Below are 16,228 nucleotides of genomic sequence, written 5' to 3'. Positions count from 1 at the left end.
CAGCACCAAGGAGTGAGTTCGTCTGTCGACCGCCATCCTCACCGGTGCACCGGTACCCGGGTCGTCGCTCGCGGACGATCTGCGGTCGCTGGGCTTCGACGTACGGGTCGCCGCCGATGTGGCCGAGGCCGCACGGCTGATCTCGGCCGTCCCCGCCGACCACCGCGTCGCACTGGTCGACCCCCGTTTCATCGGCCACGTCCACGCCCTCCGGCTCGGACTGACCGACCCGCGCTTCCCCGTCGCCGCCGTGCCCGGCGCGCTCACCGCCCGGCCCGAGGCGCGCCCCGCGCTCGTCCGGGCCCTGGACACCGCGACCGCCGCCGTCGGCGCGGGCGTGCCCACGGGCGCGCCCGGCGCCCCGGTCACCGACCGCACCGTGCCGGGCCGCCTCGCCGCCGCCCTGGACGCCGGGGGCACCGAGGTGCGGCGCCCCGAGCTGGGCTCGCTGGTCGCCGCCGTACCGACGGACGACGCCACGCGCGCCGAGGCGGAGAGCGCCCTGGCCTCGGTCGACGACGAGGCGGTGCGGCTGCGCAGCGCGGTGAAGGCGCACGACGGCTTCTTCACCACGTTCTTCATCAGCCCGTACTCCCGCTACATCGCCCGCTGGTGCGCCCGCCGCGGCCTCACGCCGAACCAGGTCACCACCGCCTCCCTGCTGACCGCGCTGATCGCGGCCGGCAGCGCGGCGACCGGCACCCGGGGCGGCTACGTCGCCGCCGGGGTGCTGCTGCTCCTGTCCTTCGTCCTGGACTGCACCGACGGGCAGCTCGCCCGCTACTCGCTGCAGTACTCGACGATGGGCGCCTGGCTCGACGCCACCTTCGACCGGGCCAAGGAGTACGCCTACTACGCGGGCCTCGCCCTCGGTGCCGCCCGGGGCGGCGACGACGTGTGGGCGCTCGCCCTGGGCGCGATGGTGCTCCAGGCCTGCCGGCACGTCATCGACTTCTCGTTCAACGAGGCCAACCACGACGCGGTGGCCAATTCGAGCCCCACGGCGGCCCTGTCCACCAAGCTCGACAGCGTCGGCTGGACGGTCTGGGTGCGCCGGATGATCGTGCTGCCGATCGGCGAGCGCTGGGCGATGATCGCGGTCCTCACCGCGGTGACCACCCCCCGGATCGTCTTCTACGCCCTGCTCGTCGGCTGCTCCTTCGCCGCCTGCTACACCACCGCGGGCCGGCTGCTGCGCTCGCTGACCCGCAAGGCGAAGCGCACCGACCGCGCCGCCCGGGCCCTCGCGGACCTCGCCGACTCCGGACCGCTCGCCGAGGCCGTCGCCGCGGTCGGGCCCCGGCTCGGCGGCAGCTGGAGCGCCCCCGTCACGGCCCTGCTCGCCGGGGCGCTCATGATCGCCTCCGCGCTCACCCAGCCCTTCGGCAGCTGGCACACCATCCTGGCCGCGGTGGTCTACGCGATGCTCTCCGGCATGGCCGTCTCCCGCCCGCTCAAGGGCGCGCTCGACTGGCTCGTGCCCCCGGCGTTCAGGGCCGCGGAGTACTGCACCGTCCTGGTCCTCGCCGCCCGCAGCGACGTCCCGGGGGCGCTTCCCGCGGCCTTCGGACTGGTCTCGGCCGTCGCCTACCATCACTACGACACGGTGTACCGCATCCGCGGCGGCACCGGTGCGCCGCCCCGATGGCTGGTCCGCACGATCGGCGGGCACGAGGGCCGCACCCTGGTGGTGACCGTGTTCGCCGCCGTGTTCACCCGGAACTCGGCCTTCACCGCGGCACTCACCGCGCTCGCCGTGGCCGTGGCACTGGTGGTGCTCGTGGAGTCCATCCGCTTCTGGGTGTCCTCAGGCGCACCCGCCGTTCACGACGAAGGAGAACCCGCATGATCGGCCTCGTACTGGCAGCCGGTGCAGGACGGCGTCTGCGCCCCTACACCGACACGCTCCCGAAGGCTCTCGTGCCTGTGGACGGCGAGAAGACGGTCCTGGACCTGACGCTGGCCAACTTCGCGGAAATCGGCCTCACCGAGGTCGCCGTCGTCGTCGGCTACCGCAAGGAGGCGGTGTACGCCCGCAAGGCCGAGTTCGAGGCGAAGTACGGCGTCACCCTCACCCTGATCGACAACGACAAGGCCGAGGAGTGGAACAACGCCTACTCCCTGTGGTGCGCCCGTGAGGTCCTGGGCCGCGGCGTCATCCTGGCCAACGGCGACACCGTCCACCCCGCCTCCGTCGAGAAGACCCTGCTCGCCGCCCGCGGCGAGGGCCGGCGGATCATCCTCGCCCTCGACACGCTGAAGCAGCTGGCGGACGAGGAGATGAAGGTCGTCACCGAGGACGGCAGGGGTGTGCGGCACATCACCAAGCTGATGGACCCGGCGACCGCGACCGGCGAGTACATCGGCGTCACCCTGATCGAGCCCGAGGCCGCCGCGGAGCTGGCCGACGCGCTGAGGACGACCTTCGAGCGCGACCCCGACCTCTACTACGAGGACGGTTACCAGGAGCTCGTGAACCGCGGCTTCACCATCGACGTGGCTCCCATCGGCGAGGTGGCGTGGGTGGAGATCGACAACCACGACGACCTCGCGAAGGGCCGTGAGATCGCGTGCCAGTACTGACCCGGCTCATCCCGTCCCCGGTCGTCGTCGACATCCGTCGCGGCGCCCTGGACGACCTGGCCGGTCTCCTCGCGGACCAGCGGATCTCCGCCTCCGGCAAGCTCGCCGTGGCGATCAGCGACGGCTCGGGGCGGGCCCTGCGCGAGCGGCTGGCCCCCGCGCTGCCCGGCGCCCACTGGTACCCGGTCACCGACGGCACCCTCGACTCGGCGGTCAAGCTGGCCGACGACATCAAGGGCAACCGGTACGACGCGGTGGTCGGCCTCGGCGGCGGCAAGATCGTCGACGTGGCCAAGTACGCCGCGGCGCGGGTCGGCCTGCCCATGGTCGCGGTGGCGACGAACCTCGCCCACGACGGCCTGTGCTCGCCGGTCGCGACCCTGGACAACGACAACGGCCGGGGCTCCTACGGGGTCCCCACCCCGATCGCCGTCGTCATCGACCTCGACACGGTCCGCCAGGCACCCGCCCGCTTCGTGCGCTCCGGCATCGGCGACGCGGTCTCCAACATCTCCTGCGTGGCCGACTGGGAGCTGGCCCACGAGATCACCGGCGAGGAGATCGACGGCCTGGCCGCCGCGATGGCCCGGCAGGCCGGCGAGGCCGTGCTGCGCCACCCCGGCGGGATCGGCGACGACGCCTTCCTGAAGGTGCTCGCCGAGGGCCTGGTGCTGACCGGCATATCGATGTCCGTCGCCGGGGACTCCCGGCCCGCCTCGGGCGCCTGCCACGAGATCAACCACGCCTTCGACCTGCTCCACCCCCGGCGCGCGGCCAGCCACGGCGAGCAGGTCGGCCTCGGCGCCTGCTTCGCGATGCGGCTGCGGGGTGCCCACGAGGAGTCGCTCCTCATGGCGAGGACCCTGCGCCGGCACGGGCTGCCGGTCCTGCCCGAGGAGATCGGGTTCACCGCCGAGGAGTTCGTCCGGGCCGTCGAGTACGCCCCGCAGACCCGCCCCGGGCGCTTCACGATCCTGGAACACCTCAACCTGTCCACCGACCAGATCAGGGACGCGTACGCCGACTATGCAAAAGCCATCCATAGCTGAACTCCGCCCGGTCGTGCACCCGCCGGGCGTGAAGGACCGGCGCAGCGGCGAGCACTGGGCCGGTCGGCTCTACATGCGCGAGATCTCGCTGCGCATCGACCGGCACCTGGTGAACACCAAGGTCACCCCCAACCAGCTGACCTACCTGATGACCGTCGCGGGTGTGCTCTCCGCCCCCGCCCTGCTCGTCCCGGGCATTCCCGGCGCGCTGCTCGGGGTCCTCATGGTCCAGCTCTACCTGCTGCTCGACTGCGTCGACGGCGAGATCGCCCGCTGGAAGAAGCAGTTCTCGCTGGGCGGGGTCTACCTGGACCGGGTCGGCGCCTACCTCTGCGACGCGGCCGTGCTGGTCGGCTTCGGCCTGCGCGCCGCGGACCTGTGGGGCTCCGGGCGGATCGACTGGCTGTGGGCCTTCCTGGGCACGCTCGCCGCCCTCGGCGCGATCCTGATCAAGGCCGAGACCGACCTCGTCGGGGTCGCCCGGCACCAGGGCGGCCTGCCGCCCGTCAAGGAGTCCGCGTCCGAGCCGCGCTCGTCCGGCATGGCGCTCGCCCGCCGGGCCGCCGGAGCGCTCAAGTTCCACCGGCTGATCCTCGGGGTCGAGGCGTCGCTGGTGATCCTGGCGGCGGCCGTCCTCGACGCGGTCAGGGACGACCTGTTCTTCAGCCGTCTGATGGTCGCGGTGCTGGCCGGCATCGCGCTGCTGCAGACCCTCCTGCACCTCGTGTCGATCCTGGCGTCGAGCAGGCTGAAGTGAGCACCCCCATGAAGATCGGCGCGGTCATCATCACGATGGGCAACCGCCCGGACGAGCTCCGCGCCCTCCTCGACTCGGTCGCCCGCCAGGAGGGCGACCGGGTCGAGGTGGTGGTCGTCGGCAACGGCGCCCCCGTCCCGGAGGTCCCCGCCGGGGTGCGCACCGTCGAGCTGCCGGAGAACCTCGGCATCCCCGGCGGCCGCAACGTCGGGATCGAGGCATTCGGCCCGTCCGGCAGCGACGTGGACGTCCTGCTCTTCCTCGACGACGACGGACTGCTGCCGCTCACCGACACCGCCGAGCTGTGCCGCCGGGCGTTCGGGTCGGACCCCCGGCTGGGCATCGTCAGCTTCCGCATCGCCGACCCGGACACCGGTGTCACCCAGCGCCGCCACGTGCCGCGGCTGCGCGCCTCCGACCCGCTGCGCTCCTCCCGCGTGACGACCTTCCTGGGCGGCGCCAACGCCGTGCGCACCGAGGTCATCGCCGAGGTCGGACCGCTGCCCGGCCGGTTCTTCTACGCGCACGAGGAGACCGATCTCGCCTGGCGGGCGCTGGACGCCGGCTGGATGATCGACTACCGCGCGGACATGGTCCTCAACCACCCCACGACCGCCCCGTCGCGGCACGCGGTGTACCACCGCATGGTGGCCCGCAACCGGGTCTGGCTGGCCCGTCGCAACCTGCCCGCCCCCCTGATCCCCGTCTACCTCGGGGTGTGGCTGCTGCTGACCCTGCTGCGCAGGCCGTCCGTCCCGGCACTGAAGGCGTGGTTCGGCGGCTTCCGGGAGGGCTGGACCACCCCGTGCGGCACCCGCCGCCCGATGAAGTGGCGCACGGTGTGGCTGCTGACCAGGCTCGGCCGACCTCCCGTGATCTGAGAAGCTCTCCTTCTGAGAGCATGAGTCGTACGTTTTCCCTATGGGACCTGTCCGCTCCGAGCCGCGCCCGCGACTGGCTGCGCATCTTGAATACGAGAGTTTCATCTGGTGAGTGACACAACCCCTGATGGTGCGGTCGCACTGAGCACCCCACCATCCGCCGACGACGGTCTGAGCCCGGCAGAGCTGGCCGCCAAGTACGGCCTCACGGTGAGCGGCGCCCGGCCGGGGCTCTTCGAGTACATCCGGCAGCTCTGGGGCCGGCGCCACTTCATCATGGCGTTCTCCAGGGCGAAGCTGACCGCCCAGTACAGCCAGGCGAAGCTGGGCCAGCTGTGGCAGGTGGCGACCCCGCTGCTCAACGCCCTGGTCTACTACTTGATCTTCGGACTGATCCTGGGCACCAGGAAGGGAATGACCCAGGAGGTCTTCATCCCGTTCCTGGTGACCGGGGTCTTCGTCTTCACCTTCACCCAGAGCTCGGTGATGGCGGGCGTACGGGCGATCTCCGGCAACCTGGGCCTGGTCCGGGCGCTGCACTTCCCGCGTGCCTCGCTGCCCGTCTCGTTCTCGCTGCAGCAGCTCCAGCAGCTGCTGTTCTCGATGATCGTGCTCGGGGTCGTGGCCGTGGTCTTCGGCAGTTACCCGAGCCTGTCCTGGCTGCTGATCATCCCGGCGCTGGCCATGCAGTTCGTCTTCAACACCGGTCTGGCGCTGATCATGGCCCGGCTCGGCAGCAAGACCCCCGACCTCGCCCAGCTGATGCCGTTCGTCATGCGGACCTGGATGTACGCCTCGGGCGTCATGTTCTCCATCCCGGTGATGCTCAAGGACAAGCCGGCCTGGATCGCCGACGTCCTCCAGTACAACCCGGCGGCCGTCTACATGGATCTGATCCGCTTCGCGCTGATCGACGGGTACGGCGCGGAGAACCTGCCGGCGCACGTCTGGATGGTGGCGCTGGCCTGGGCGCTCGTCGTCGGCCTGGTGGGCTTCGTGTACTTCTGGAAGGCAGAGGAACGGTACGGCCGTGGCTGACGACAAGACCCAGGGGCGCGTCCCCACCGTCATCGCCGACGATGTGCACATCGTCTACCGGGTGAACGGCGCGGGCGGCGGCAGGGGCAGCGCCACCGCGGCGCTGAGCCGGATACTGCGCCGCGGCAAGGGCGAGGCGCGAGGGGTGCGCAAGGTGCACGCCGTGCGCGGCGTCACCTTCACCGCCTACCGGGGCGAGGCGATCGGCCTCATCGGGACCAACGGCTCCGGCAAGTCCACGCTGCTGCGGGCCATCGCCGGGCTGCTGCCGACCGAGAAGGGCAAGGTCTACACCGACGGCCAGCCCTCGCTGCTCGGCGTGAACGCGGCGCTGATGAGCGACCTGACCGGCGAGCGCAACGTGGTGCTCGGCGGCCTCGCGATGGGCATGTCCCGCGAGGAGATCCGCGAGCGCTACCAGGGGATCGTCGACTTCTCCGGCATCAACGAGAAGGGCGACTTCATCACCCTGCCGATGCGCACGTACTCCTCCGGCATGGCCGCCCGGCTGCGCTTCTCCATCGCCGCCGCGAAGAACCACGACGTCCTCATGATCGACGAGGCGCTGGCGACCGGTGACCGCAAGTTCCAGATCCGCTCCGAGAAGCGCATCCGGGAGCTCCGCAAGGAGGCGGGCACCGTGTTCCTGGTCAGCCACAGCAACAAGTCCATCAGGGACACCTGCGACCGGGTCCTGTGGCTGGAGAAGGGCGAGCTGCTGATGGACGGCCCCACGGACGAGGTGCTCAAGGCGTACGAGCGCGAGACCGGGAAGTAGTCGCTCCCGCGGTCCCGCGACGGCCTCTGCCGGAGGATTCCGGCGGGGGCCGTCCCGCTGTCCGGATCATGGACGACCGCCGTGCTCCTGCACGCCCGGCGGTACGCCCGGGGCAAGATCTCCTACCGGCGGATGACGTCAATCCCCTTGGGTGCAGGAAAGGTTGGCGGGGAGGGGAACGCCCTCGCGGCGTGCTCCGCACCCCGCCGTATGGATGAGCGTTGTACAACGTAAGCTGTACCGGTGCTGATTCGAGGCAAGTGGGGCGATACCGCCTGGCCGTACGGATCGTAGGCAGCGCTCCGCACTCGGCAGAGCGGGCGGCGTGTCCGGAATGGGATGTTTTGGGTCAGCAGTGTAGAACGGGAGATGTGACGGCAATGACGGAAGATCTCCAGCTCCGAGGTGCTCACGCCGTCCCCGCACCGGGCGGCCGCCGGTGACCCTCACCCCGCAGGCACACCCCGACGCCACGGCGCCCGGCACCCTCGACAAGGCCGCCGACGAGAACTTCCCCGTGGCCCCCTTCTTCCTGCCCCGGGCCTGGCGGGACGACCTGATGGCCCTGTACGGCTTCGCCCGCCTCGTCGACGACATCGGCGACGGGGACCTCGCCGAGGGCGGGGCGGACGCCCGCCACCTCGGTCTGGACCCGGCGGCGGCCGATGACCGGCTCGCCGTGCTCGACGCCTTCGAGGCCGATCTCCACCGGGTCTTCGACACCACGGGCGACGGCCCCCGCCACCCCCTGCTGCGCGGACTGCGCCCCACCGTGCGGCGCCGCGGACTCACCCCCGAGCCGTTCCTCGGCCTCGTCGAGGCGAACCGGCAGGACCAGCGGGTCCGCCGCTACGGGACGTACGACGAACTGCTCGCCTACTGCGAACTGTCCGCCAACCCCGTCGGCCGGCTGGTCCTGCAGGTCACCGGGACCGCCAGCCCCGAACGCATCCGCCGTTCCGACGCCGTCTGCACGGCCCTGCAGATCATCGAACACCTCCAGGACGTCACCGAGGACCTCGGCCGCGACCGGATCTACCTGCCCGCCGAGGACATGGCGCGGTTCCGCGTCGGAGAGGCCGATCTGGCGGCCCCCTCGGGGAACGCGTCGGTGCGTTCCCTGGTCGCGTACGAAGCGGAACGCGCCCGGCAGCTGCTGGACGAGGGCATCCCCCTGGTGGGCAGTGTGCACGGCAGGCTCAAGCTGCTCCTCGCCGGATTCGTGGGCGGAGGGCGCGCGGCCCTCGCCGCGATCACGGCCGCCGGGTTCGACGTACTGCCCGGACCGCCCAAGCCCACCAGGCCCGGCCTGCTGCGCGAGGTGGGAGTTGTCCTGCGAAGAGCGCGTAGAGAAAGGTGAGCCGGACCGTGGAGGGTCAGACGACGTACATGTCGGCACCGGTACAGGCCGCATACAGTTACTGCGAGGCGGTCACCGGACAGCAGGCGCGCAACTTCGCGTACGGCATCAGACTGCTGCCGGCCGCGAAGCGGCACGCCATGTCGGCGTTGTACGCCTTCTCCCGTCGTGTCGACGACATCGGTGACGGCGAGCTCGATCCGGAGACCAAGCGGACCCGGCTGGAGGGCACCCGCACCGTGCTGGACCGGATCCGGGCCGGCGAGGTGGACGAGGACGACACCGACCCGGTGGCCGTCGCGCTCGCCGACGCCGCGCGCAGGTTCCCGCTCCCGCTCGGCGGGCTCGACGAACTGATCGACGGCGTGCTGATGGACGTGCGCGGGGCGACGTACGAGACCTGGGACGACCTCAAGGTCTACTGCCGCTGCGTCGCGGGTGCCATCGGCCGACTCAGCCTCGGCGTCTTCGGCACGGAACCCGGCGCGCCGGGCGCCGACCGGGCCGCGGAGTACGCCGACACGCTCGGCCTCGCGCTCCAGCTCACCAACATCCTGCGCGACGTCCGCGAGGACGCGGGCAACGGGCGCACGTACCTGCCCTCCGACGACCTCGCCAAGTTCGGCTGCTCGGCGGGGTTCCACCGGGCCACCCCGCCGCAGGGCGCCGACTTCGCGGGACTGGTCCACTTCGAGGTGCGCCGGGCCCGCACGTTGTTCGCCGAGGGCTACCGGCTGCTGCCCATGCTCGACCGGCGCAGCGGCGCGTGCGTCGCGGCCATGGCGGGCATCTACCGCAGACTGCTCGACCGGATCGAGCGCGACCCCGAGGCGGTCCTGCGCGGCCGGGTCTCGCTGCCGGGCCACGAGAAGGCGTACGTCGCGGTGCGCGGGCTGTCGGGCCTCGACGCCCGGTACGTCTCCCGGCGGACGGGCCGGGGGCGTGTCTGATGCGCCGTACGGAGATCTCGCGCACCATGTGCAGCACGGACACAATCGTTGAGTGGTCAACCCTCTGCGGTTCCGACGCGTCCCTGACTGAAGTGACCCGACGAAAGGAGGACGCATGACGGACGACACCCCGCGTTCCTCCCGCGCGGTCGTGATCGGGGGCGGGCTCGCCGGGATCACCGCGGCGCTGCGCCTCGCCGACGCCGGGCTGGCGGTGACCCTCCTCGAAGGGCGCCCCCGCCTCGGCGGCCTCGTCTTCTCCTTCCGGCGCGGCGAACTGACCATCGACAACGGCCAGCACGTCTACCTGCGCTGCTGCACCGCCTACCAGTGGTTCCTCGACCGGGTCGGCGGCGCCCGGCTGTCACCCCTGCAAAACCGTCTGGACGTGCCCGTCCTCGACGTCGGACGCCCCTCGGGCCCCCGACTGGGACGGCTGCGCCGCAACGCGCTGCCGGTGCCGTTCCACCTCGCCGCCGGACTCGCCGGCTACCCGCACCTCTCGCTCGCCGAACGGGCGGGCGTCGGGCGCGCCGCACTGGCCCTCGGCCGCCTGGACCCGGACGACCCGGCGCTCGACACCACGGACTTCGGCAGCTGGCTCGCCCGGCACGGCCAGTCGCCGCGCACCGTCGAGGCACTCTGGGACCTGGTCGGCGTCGCCACGCTCAACGCCACCGCGCCCGACTCCTCGCTGGCCCTCGCCGCGAAGGTGTTCAAGACCGGGCTGCTCTCCGACCCCGGCGCCGCCGACATCGGCTGGGCAGGCGTGCCCCTGGGCGAGATCCACGACAAGTTGGCCCGCGAGGCCCTCGACGCCGTCGGAGTACGCACCGAACTGCGCACCAAGGCCACCGCCATCACCCGTGCGGAGGGCGGAGGTTGGACCGTCCACGTCGACGGCGAACACATCGGGGCCGACACCGTCGTCCTCGCCGTCCCGCAGCGCGAGGCCCACGGACTGCTGCCCGGGGGCGCGCTCGACGAACCGGACAGGCTCCTGGAGATCGGCACCTCGCCGATCCTCAACGTGCACGTCGTCTACGACCGCAAGGTGCTGCGCCGCCCCTTCTTCACCGCGCTCGGCTCCCCGGTCCAGTGGGTCTTCGACCGCACCGACGCCTCGGGGCTCACCGGCCCCGGCCAGTACCTCGCCGTGTCCCAGTCCGCCGCGCACGAGGAGATCGACCTCCCCGTCGCCGAACTGCGCAGGCGCTACCTGCCCGAGCTGGAGCGGCTCCTGCCGGCCGCCCGCGGCGCCGGCGTCCAGGACTTCTTCGTCACCCGGGAGCGTACGGCGACCTTCGCCCCCGCCCCCGGGGTCGGCCGGCTGAGGCCAGGCGCCCCCACGCGCGCCCCCGGCCTGTGCCTGGCCGGAGCATGGACGGCCACCGGCTGGCCCGCGACGATGGAGGGTGCCGTGCGCAGTGGGTTCAGCGCCGCGTCCGCCGCGTTGAGGGCGCTCGGCCGCTCCCATGAACATCCGCTGCAGGAGGCGGCATGAGCAGTACCACCGGAACAAGAGGAGAGTCAGTGACCCCGGCGAATCCGGCTTTCGACACCGTGGCCGACACCACGGACGTCACCGCGCTTCTGGAGCGCGGACGGGCCCTTTCCGCGCCGGTGCTCCGGGCCGCCGTCGACCGGCTCGCACCGCCCATGGACACCGTCGCCGCCTATCACTTCGGCTGGATCGACGCCCAGGGACGGGCGGCCGAGGGCGACGGCGGCAAGGCCGTCCGCCCGGCGCTCGCCCTGCTGTCCGCGGAGGCGGCCGGCGCCGCGGCCGAGGCCGGGATCCCCGGCGCCGTGGCCGTCGAACTCGTGCACAACTTCTCGCTGTTGCACGACGACCTGATGGACGGCGACGAGCAGCGGCGGCACCGCGACACGGTCTGGAAGGTGCACGGCCCCGCCCAGGCGATCCTGGTCGGCGACGCGCTCTTCGCGCTCGCCAACGAGATCCTGCTGGAGCTCGGCACCGTCGAGGCGGGCCGCGCCACGCGCCGCCTGACCGCCGCCAGCCGCAAGCTCATCGACGGACAGGCCCAGGACATCTCCTACGAGCACCGCGAGCGGGTCACCGTCGAGGAGTGCCTGGAGATGGAGGGCAACAAGACCGGCGCCCTGCTCGCCTGCGCCTGCTCCATCGGCGCGGTGCTCGGCGGTGCCGACGACCGCACCGCCGACACCCTGGAGGCGTACGGGTACCACCTCGGCCTCGCCTTCCAGGCCGTCGACGACCTGCTCGGCATCTGGGGCGACCCCGAGTCCACCGGCAAGCAGACCTGGAGCGACCTGCGCCAGCGCAAGAAGTCGCTGCCGGTGGTCGCCGCGCTCGCCGCGGGCGGCCCGGCCTCGGAACGCCTGGGCGAACTGCTCGCGGCCGACGCCAAGAGCAGCGATTTCGACAGCTTCTCCGAAGAGGAGTTCGCCGCCCGCGCGGCACTCATCGAGGAGGCGGGCGGCCGCGAGTGGACCGCCCAGGAGGCCCGTCGACAGCATGCGGTCGCCATCGAGGCACTGCACCGGGTCGACATGCCGCAGACCGTGCGGGCGCAGCTCACGGCGCTCGCGGACTTCGTCGTCGTACGAAAGAGATGATCATCATCTGGTCCATATGAATCGCAGTCGCCGGCCGGTGCCCCGCGGGCACCGGCCGACGGAGACCCCAGCACAGCAGAGGACCGACTGCACGAAGGGGAAGCCATGACAGCGACGACCGACGGAAGCACCGGGGCCGTGAACCCCCGCGCGGCCTCGGCCAGTGAACCGACCGACACAACCATCGCCGCGGACGACGTGTTCGCCGCCGCGCGGCGGGCCGCGGAACGCTCGGTGGAGCACCTCCTCGGCAGGCAGGACGAGCAGGGCTGGTGGAAGGGCGACCTCGCCACCAACGTCACCATGGACGCCGAGGACCTGCTCCTGCGTCAATTCCTCGGCATCCAGGACCCCGAGACCGTCCGGGCGACCGGCCTCTTCATCCGCGGCGAACAGCTGGGCGACGGCACCTGGGCCACCTTCCACGGCGGGCCCGGCGAACTCTCCACCACCATCGAAGCGTACGTGGCCCTGCGGCTGGCCGGGGACCGGCCGGACGAGCCGCACATGGCCCGCGCCTCGGCCTGGATCAGGGAACAGGGCGGCATCGCGGCCGCCCGCGTCTTCACCCGGATCTGGCTCGCCCTGTTCGGCTGGTGGAGATGGGACGACCTGCCGGAACTCCCGCCCGAGCTGATGTTCTTCCCCAAGTGGGCCCCGCTCAACATCTACGACTTCGGCTGCTGGGCCCGCCAGACCATCGTGCCGCTCACCATCGTCTCGGCGAAGCGGCCGGTGCGCCCCGCCCCGTTCGCGCTCGACGAACTGCACACCGACCCGGCCAACCCGAACCCGCCCAGGCGCCCGGCCCCGGCGGCGAGCTGGGACGGCGTCTTCCAGCGCCTCGACCGGGCACTGCACGTCTACCACCGGTTCGCCCCGCGCGGACTGCGCCGGATCGCCATGAACGCGGCGTCCCGCTGGATCATCGAACGCCAGGAGAACGACGGCTGCTGGGGCGGCATCCAGCCCCCCGCCGTGTACTCCGTCATCGCCCTGCACCTGCTCGGCTACGACCTGGACCACCCGGTGATGCGGGCCGGACTCGAATCGCTCGACCGGTTCGCGGTCTGGCGCGAGGACGGTGCCCGCATGATCGAGGCCTGCCAGTCCCCGGTGTGGGACACCTGCCTCGCCACCATCGCACTCGCCGACGCCGGGGTCAGCCCCGACCACCCGGCCCTCGTCAGGGCCGCGGACTGGATGCTCGGCGAGGAGATCGTCCGGCCCGGCGACTGGTCCGTGCGCCGGCCCCGGCTCAACCCGGGCGGCTGGGCCTTCGAGTTCCACAACGACAACTACCCGGACATCGACGACACCGCGGAAGTGGTCCTCGCGCTGCGCCGGGTCCGCCACCCCGACCGGGCCCGCGTCGAGGCCGCCATCAGGCGGGGCGTGCGCTGGAACGTCGGGATGCAGTCCCGCAACGGGGCCTGGGGCGCGTTCGACGCGGACAACACCAGCGCCTTCCCCAACCGGCTGCCCTTCTGCGACTTCGGCGAGGTCATCGACCCGCCGTCCGCCGATGTCACCGGGCACGTGGTGGAGATGCTCGCCGTCGAGGGGAAGGCCGGACACCCCGCGACCCGGCGCGGCGTCGAGTGGCTGCTCGCCGAACAGGAGGCCGGCGGCGCCTGGTTCGGCCGCTGGGGCGTCAACTACGTGTACGGGACGGGCTCGGTGGTGCCCGCCCTGGTCGCCGCCGGACTGCCCGTCACGCACCCGGCGATCCGGCGCGCGGTCCACTGGCTGGAGTCCGTGCAGAACGACGACGGCGGCTGGGGCGAGGACCTGCGCTCGTACCACGAGGACGAATGGATCGGGCACGGCGCCTCGACCGCCTCCCAGACCGCGTGGGCGCTGCTCGCGCTGCTCGCCGCCGGACGGCGCGACAGCGGGGCCGTGCTGCGCGGGGTGTCCTGGCTGACCGGCACCCAACGGGCCGACGGCTCCTGGGACGAGCCGTACTTCACCGGTACCGGCTTCCCCTGGGACTTCTCCATCAACTACCACCTCTACCGGCAGGTCTTCCCGCTCACCGCCCTCGGGCGGTACGTGTACGGCGAACCGTTCGCCGTCCGCAAGGGGGTCTGATGGACGACGACCCGGGGCCGTCAGGGCCCGCGGCACCGCTGCTGATCGCCTGTGCGCTCGGCATCGAGCGGTTCGCCCTGCACAGCGGCCGGGGCAGGGCCGGCGCGGCCCCCGGCCCGGTCACCGTCCTGCGCACGGGCATGGGCCCCAGGGCCGCCGAGGAGGCCGTGGGCCGGGCGCTGGCCCACGGCCGCGCGTCCGGTGCGGCGGTCCTGGCCTCCGGGTTCTGCGCCGGACTGTCCCCGGGGATGCACCCCGGGGACCTGGTGGTCGCCGACGAGACCCGGGAGGCCGAAGGGACGACGGCCTGCACCGCCCCGGGCCTGCTCGCCGAGGCACTGGCCAGGGCGGTTCCCGGCCGCACCGTCCACACCGGCCCGCTGGCCGGCTCCGCCCATGTCGTACGCGGACACGAGCGGGCCGAACTGCGGGCCACCGGAGCGATCGCGGTCGACATGGAGTCGGCCGCCACCCTGCGCACCGCCCTGCGGTCCGGGCCACGTCCGGTTGCCGCCGTACGGGTGGTCGTGGATGCTCCGGAGCACGAGCTCGTCCGCATCGGCACGGTACGCGGTGGAATATCGGCTTTCCGTGTTCTCCGTGCCGTCCTACCGGCTTTCTACGAATGGCACCGATCTTTGTTGCTCCCCAGGAGGTGAGCCAGATGGCCATGCCGCTCCGTCAGTCCATCAAGGTTGCGACGTATCTCGCCGAACAGAAGCTCCGCAAGCGGGACAAGTTCCCGCTCATCGTGGAACTGGAGCCCCTGTTCGCCTGCAACCTCGCATGCGAGGGCTGTGGGAAGATCCAGCACCCCGCCGGAGTGCTCAAGCAGCGCATGCCGGTCGCCCAGGCAGTGGGCGCCGTGCTCGAATCGGGTGCCCCGATGGTTTCCATCGCGGGCGGTGAACCGCTGATGCATCCGCAGATCGACGAAATCGTCCGGCAGCTGGTGGCGCGGAAGAAGTACGTCTTCCTCTGCACCAACGCGATGCTGCTGCGGAAGAAGATCGAGAAATTCACCCCCTCCCCGTATTTCGCCTTCGCCGTGCACATCGACGGGCTGCGCGAACGGCACGACGAATCGGTCGCCAAGGAAGGCGTCTTCGACGAGGCGGTGGCGGCGATCAAGGAGGCCAAGCAACGCGGTTTCCGGGTCACCACGAATTCCACCTTCTTCAACACCGACACACCGCAGACCGTCATCGAGGTCCTCAATTACCTCAACGACGATCTGAAGGTCGACGAGATGATGCTCTCGCCCGCCTACGCCTACGAGAAGGCGCCCGACCAGGAACACTTCCTGGGCGTCGAGCAGACCCGCGAACTCTTCAAGAAGGCGTTCGCCGGAGGGAACCGTGCCCGCTGGCGGCTGAACCACTCGCCGCTCTTCCTGGACTTCCTGGAGGGCAAGGCGGACTTCCCCTGCACGGCCTGGGCCATCCCGAACTACTCCCTGTTCGGCTGGCAGCGGCCCTGCTACCTGATGAGCGACGGCTATGTACCGACGTACCGCCAGCTCATCGAGGAGACCGACTGGGACAGGTACGGCCGAGGTAAGGACCCGCGCTGCGACAACTGCATGGCGCACTGCGGCTACGAGCCCACCGCCGTGCTCGCCACCATGGGATCGCTGAAGGAGTCCCTGCGCGCCGCGCGCGAGACGATCTCCGGGAACCGGTGACGCCATGACCGCTGGAGAGCCGGTCTCACTGGGTCTCCCCGGCCTGCCGGCCCGACCGCTCGCGGTGCGCCGCCCCTCGCGGCGCATCCGGGTCGGGTCGGTCGCGGTGGGCGGGGACGCGCCGGTGTCGGTGCAGTCGATGACCACGACGCGCACGTCCGACATCGGTGCGACGTTGCAGCAGATCGCGGAGCTGACGGCGTCGGGCTGTCAGATCGTGCGGGTGGCGTGTCCGACGCAGGACGACGCGGACGCGCTGGCGACGATCGCGAGGAAGTCGCAGATCCCGGTGATCGCGGACATCCACTTCCAGCCGAAGTACGTGTTCGCGGCGATCGACGCGGGCTGCGCGGCGGTGCGGGTGAACCCCGGGAACATCAAGCAGTTCGACGACAAGGTCAAGGAGATCGCGCGGGCCGCGGGCGAGGCCGGCACCCCGATCCGCATCGG

Annotated in this window: 15 protein-coding genes; all 15 read left to right on the top strand. The window is 71.7% G+C overall.

Annotated elements, in window-relative coordinates; genetic code table 11:
- The first annotated feature begins 79 nt into the window (after nt 1-79).
- On the top strand, nt 80-1,849 hold the full coding sequence (locus EAO76_RS38565; protein ID WP_262376131.1) for a CDP-alcohol phosphatidyltransferase family protein: 1,770 nt from the start codon (nt 80-82) through the stop codon (nt 1,847-1,849).
- On the top strand, nt 1,846-2,583 hold the full coding sequence (locus EAO76_RS38560) for a sugar phosphate nucleotidyltransferase (RefSeq protein ID WP_148840910.1): 738 nt from the start codon (nt 1,846-1,848) through the stop codon (nt 2,581-2,583). The genes EAO76_RS38565 and EAO76_RS38560 overlap by 4 nt, the downstream gene beginning before the upstream one ends.
- The gene (locus tag EAO76_RS38555; RefSeq protein WP_148840909.1) at nt 2,571-3,632 is read left to right on the top strand and encodes an iron-containing alcohol dehydrogenase family protein; all 1,062 of its coding nucleotides are present in this window, start codon (nt 2,571-2,573) and stop codon (nt 3,630-3,632) included. Before EAO76_RS38560 ends, EAO76_RS38555 begins: the two co-directional genes overlap by 13 nt.
- A complete protein-coding gene (locus tag EAO76_RS38550) occupies nt 3,610-4,389 on the top strand; it encodes a CDP-alcohol phosphatidyltransferase family protein (protein WP_148840908.1) in 780 nt (259 codons plus the stop codon). The genes EAO76_RS38555 and EAO76_RS38550 overlap by 23 nt, the downstream gene beginning before the upstream one ends.
- Nucleotides 4,390-4,397: 8 nt before the next feature.
- Entirely contained in the window at nt 4,398-5,270 is an 873-nt protein-coding gene (locus EAO76_RS38545; protein ID WP_187438963.1) for a glycosyltransferase, read from the top strand.
- A gap of 108 nt (nt 5,271-5,378) precedes the next feature.
- Nucleotides 5,379-6,308 carry an ABC transporter permease gene (locus EAO76_RS38540; protein ID WP_148840906.1) on the top strand — a complete coding sequence of 310 codons (930 nt, stop codon included), beginning with the start codon at nt 5,379-5,381 and terminating at the stop codon, nt 6,306-6,308.
- Nucleotides 6,301-7,086 (top strand): ABC transporter ATP-binding protein, encoded by a 786-nt coding sequence (locus tag EAO76_RS38535; protein WP_148840905.1) that lies wholly within the window; start codon nt 6,301-6,303, stop codon nt 7,084-7,086. Before EAO76_RS38540 ends, EAO76_RS38535 begins: the two co-directional genes overlap by 8 nt.
- A 439-nt stretch (nt 7,087-7,525) precedes the next feature.
- Nucleotides 7,526-8,446: a squalene synthase HpnC gene (gene hpnC, locus EAO76_RS38530; protein ID WP_148840904.1), complete on the top strand. Its 921-nt coding sequence runs from the start codon at nt 7,526-7,528 to the stop codon at nt 8,444-8,446.
- A 29-nt stretch (nt 8,447-8,475) separates the two neighbouring features.
- Complete coding sequence (gene hpnD / locus EAO76_RS38525) at nt 8,476-9,396, top strand: presqualene diphosphate synthase HpnD (protein WP_187438962.1); 921 nt, start codon at nt 8,476-8,478, stop codon at nt 9,394-9,396.
- 115 nt (nt 9,397-9,511) lie between these two features.
- Nucleotides 9,512-10,900 (top strand): hydroxysqualene dehydroxylase HpnE, encoded by a 1,389-nt coding sequence (hpnE, locus tag EAO76_RS38520; protein WP_148840902.1) that lies wholly within the window; start codon nt 9,512-9,514, stop codon nt 10,898-10,900.
- Entirely contained in the window at nt 10,897-12,000 is a 1,104-nt protein-coding gene (locus EAO76_RS38515) for a polyprenyl synthetase family protein (RefSeq protein ID WP_187438956.1), read from the top strand. The genes hpnE and EAO76_RS38515 overlap by 4 nt, the downstream gene beginning before the upstream one ends.
- Before the next feature lie 105 nt (nt 12,001-12,105).
- Nucleotides 12,106-14,094: a squalene--hopene cyclase gene (shc, locus tag EAO76_RS38510; RefSeq protein ID WP_148840901.1), complete on the top strand. Its 1,989-nt coding sequence runs from the start codon at nt 12,106-12,108 to the stop codon at nt 14,092-14,094.
- Nucleotides 14,094-14,753: a 1-hydroxy-2-methyl-2-butenyl 4-diphosphate reductase gene (locus EAO76_RS38505; RefSeq protein ID WP_148840900.1), complete on the top strand. Its 660-nt coding sequence runs from the start codon at nt 14,094-14,096 to the stop codon at nt 14,751-14,753. The genes shc and EAO76_RS38505 overlap by 1 nt, the downstream gene beginning before the upstream one ends.
- A 5-nt stretch (nt 14,754-14,758) precedes the next feature.
- Nucleotides 14,759-15,778, top strand: coding sequence for an adenosyl-hopene transferase HpnH (gene hpnH / locus EAO76_RS38500; RefSeq protein WP_148840899.1), 1,020 nt, complete (start codon nt 14,759-14,761; stop codon nt 15,776-15,778).
- Between the two features lie 4 nt (nt 15,779-15,782).
- Nucleotides 15,783-16,228: flavodoxin-dependent (E)-4-hydroxy-3-methylbut-2-enyl-diphosphate synthase (locus EAO76_RS38495; RefSeq protein ID WP_187438961.1), on the top strand; the 446-nt coding region annotated here is incomplete at its 3' end.

The organism is Streptomyces sp. sk2.1, from assembly GCF_008120935.1.
Classification (GTDB): domain Bacteria; phylum Actinomycetota; class Actinomycetes; order Streptomycetales; family Streptomycetaceae; genus Streptomyces.
The sequence above is the reverse complement of the archived record's forward strand: the minus strand, read 5'-3'. Positions and strand labels throughout refer to the sequence as shown.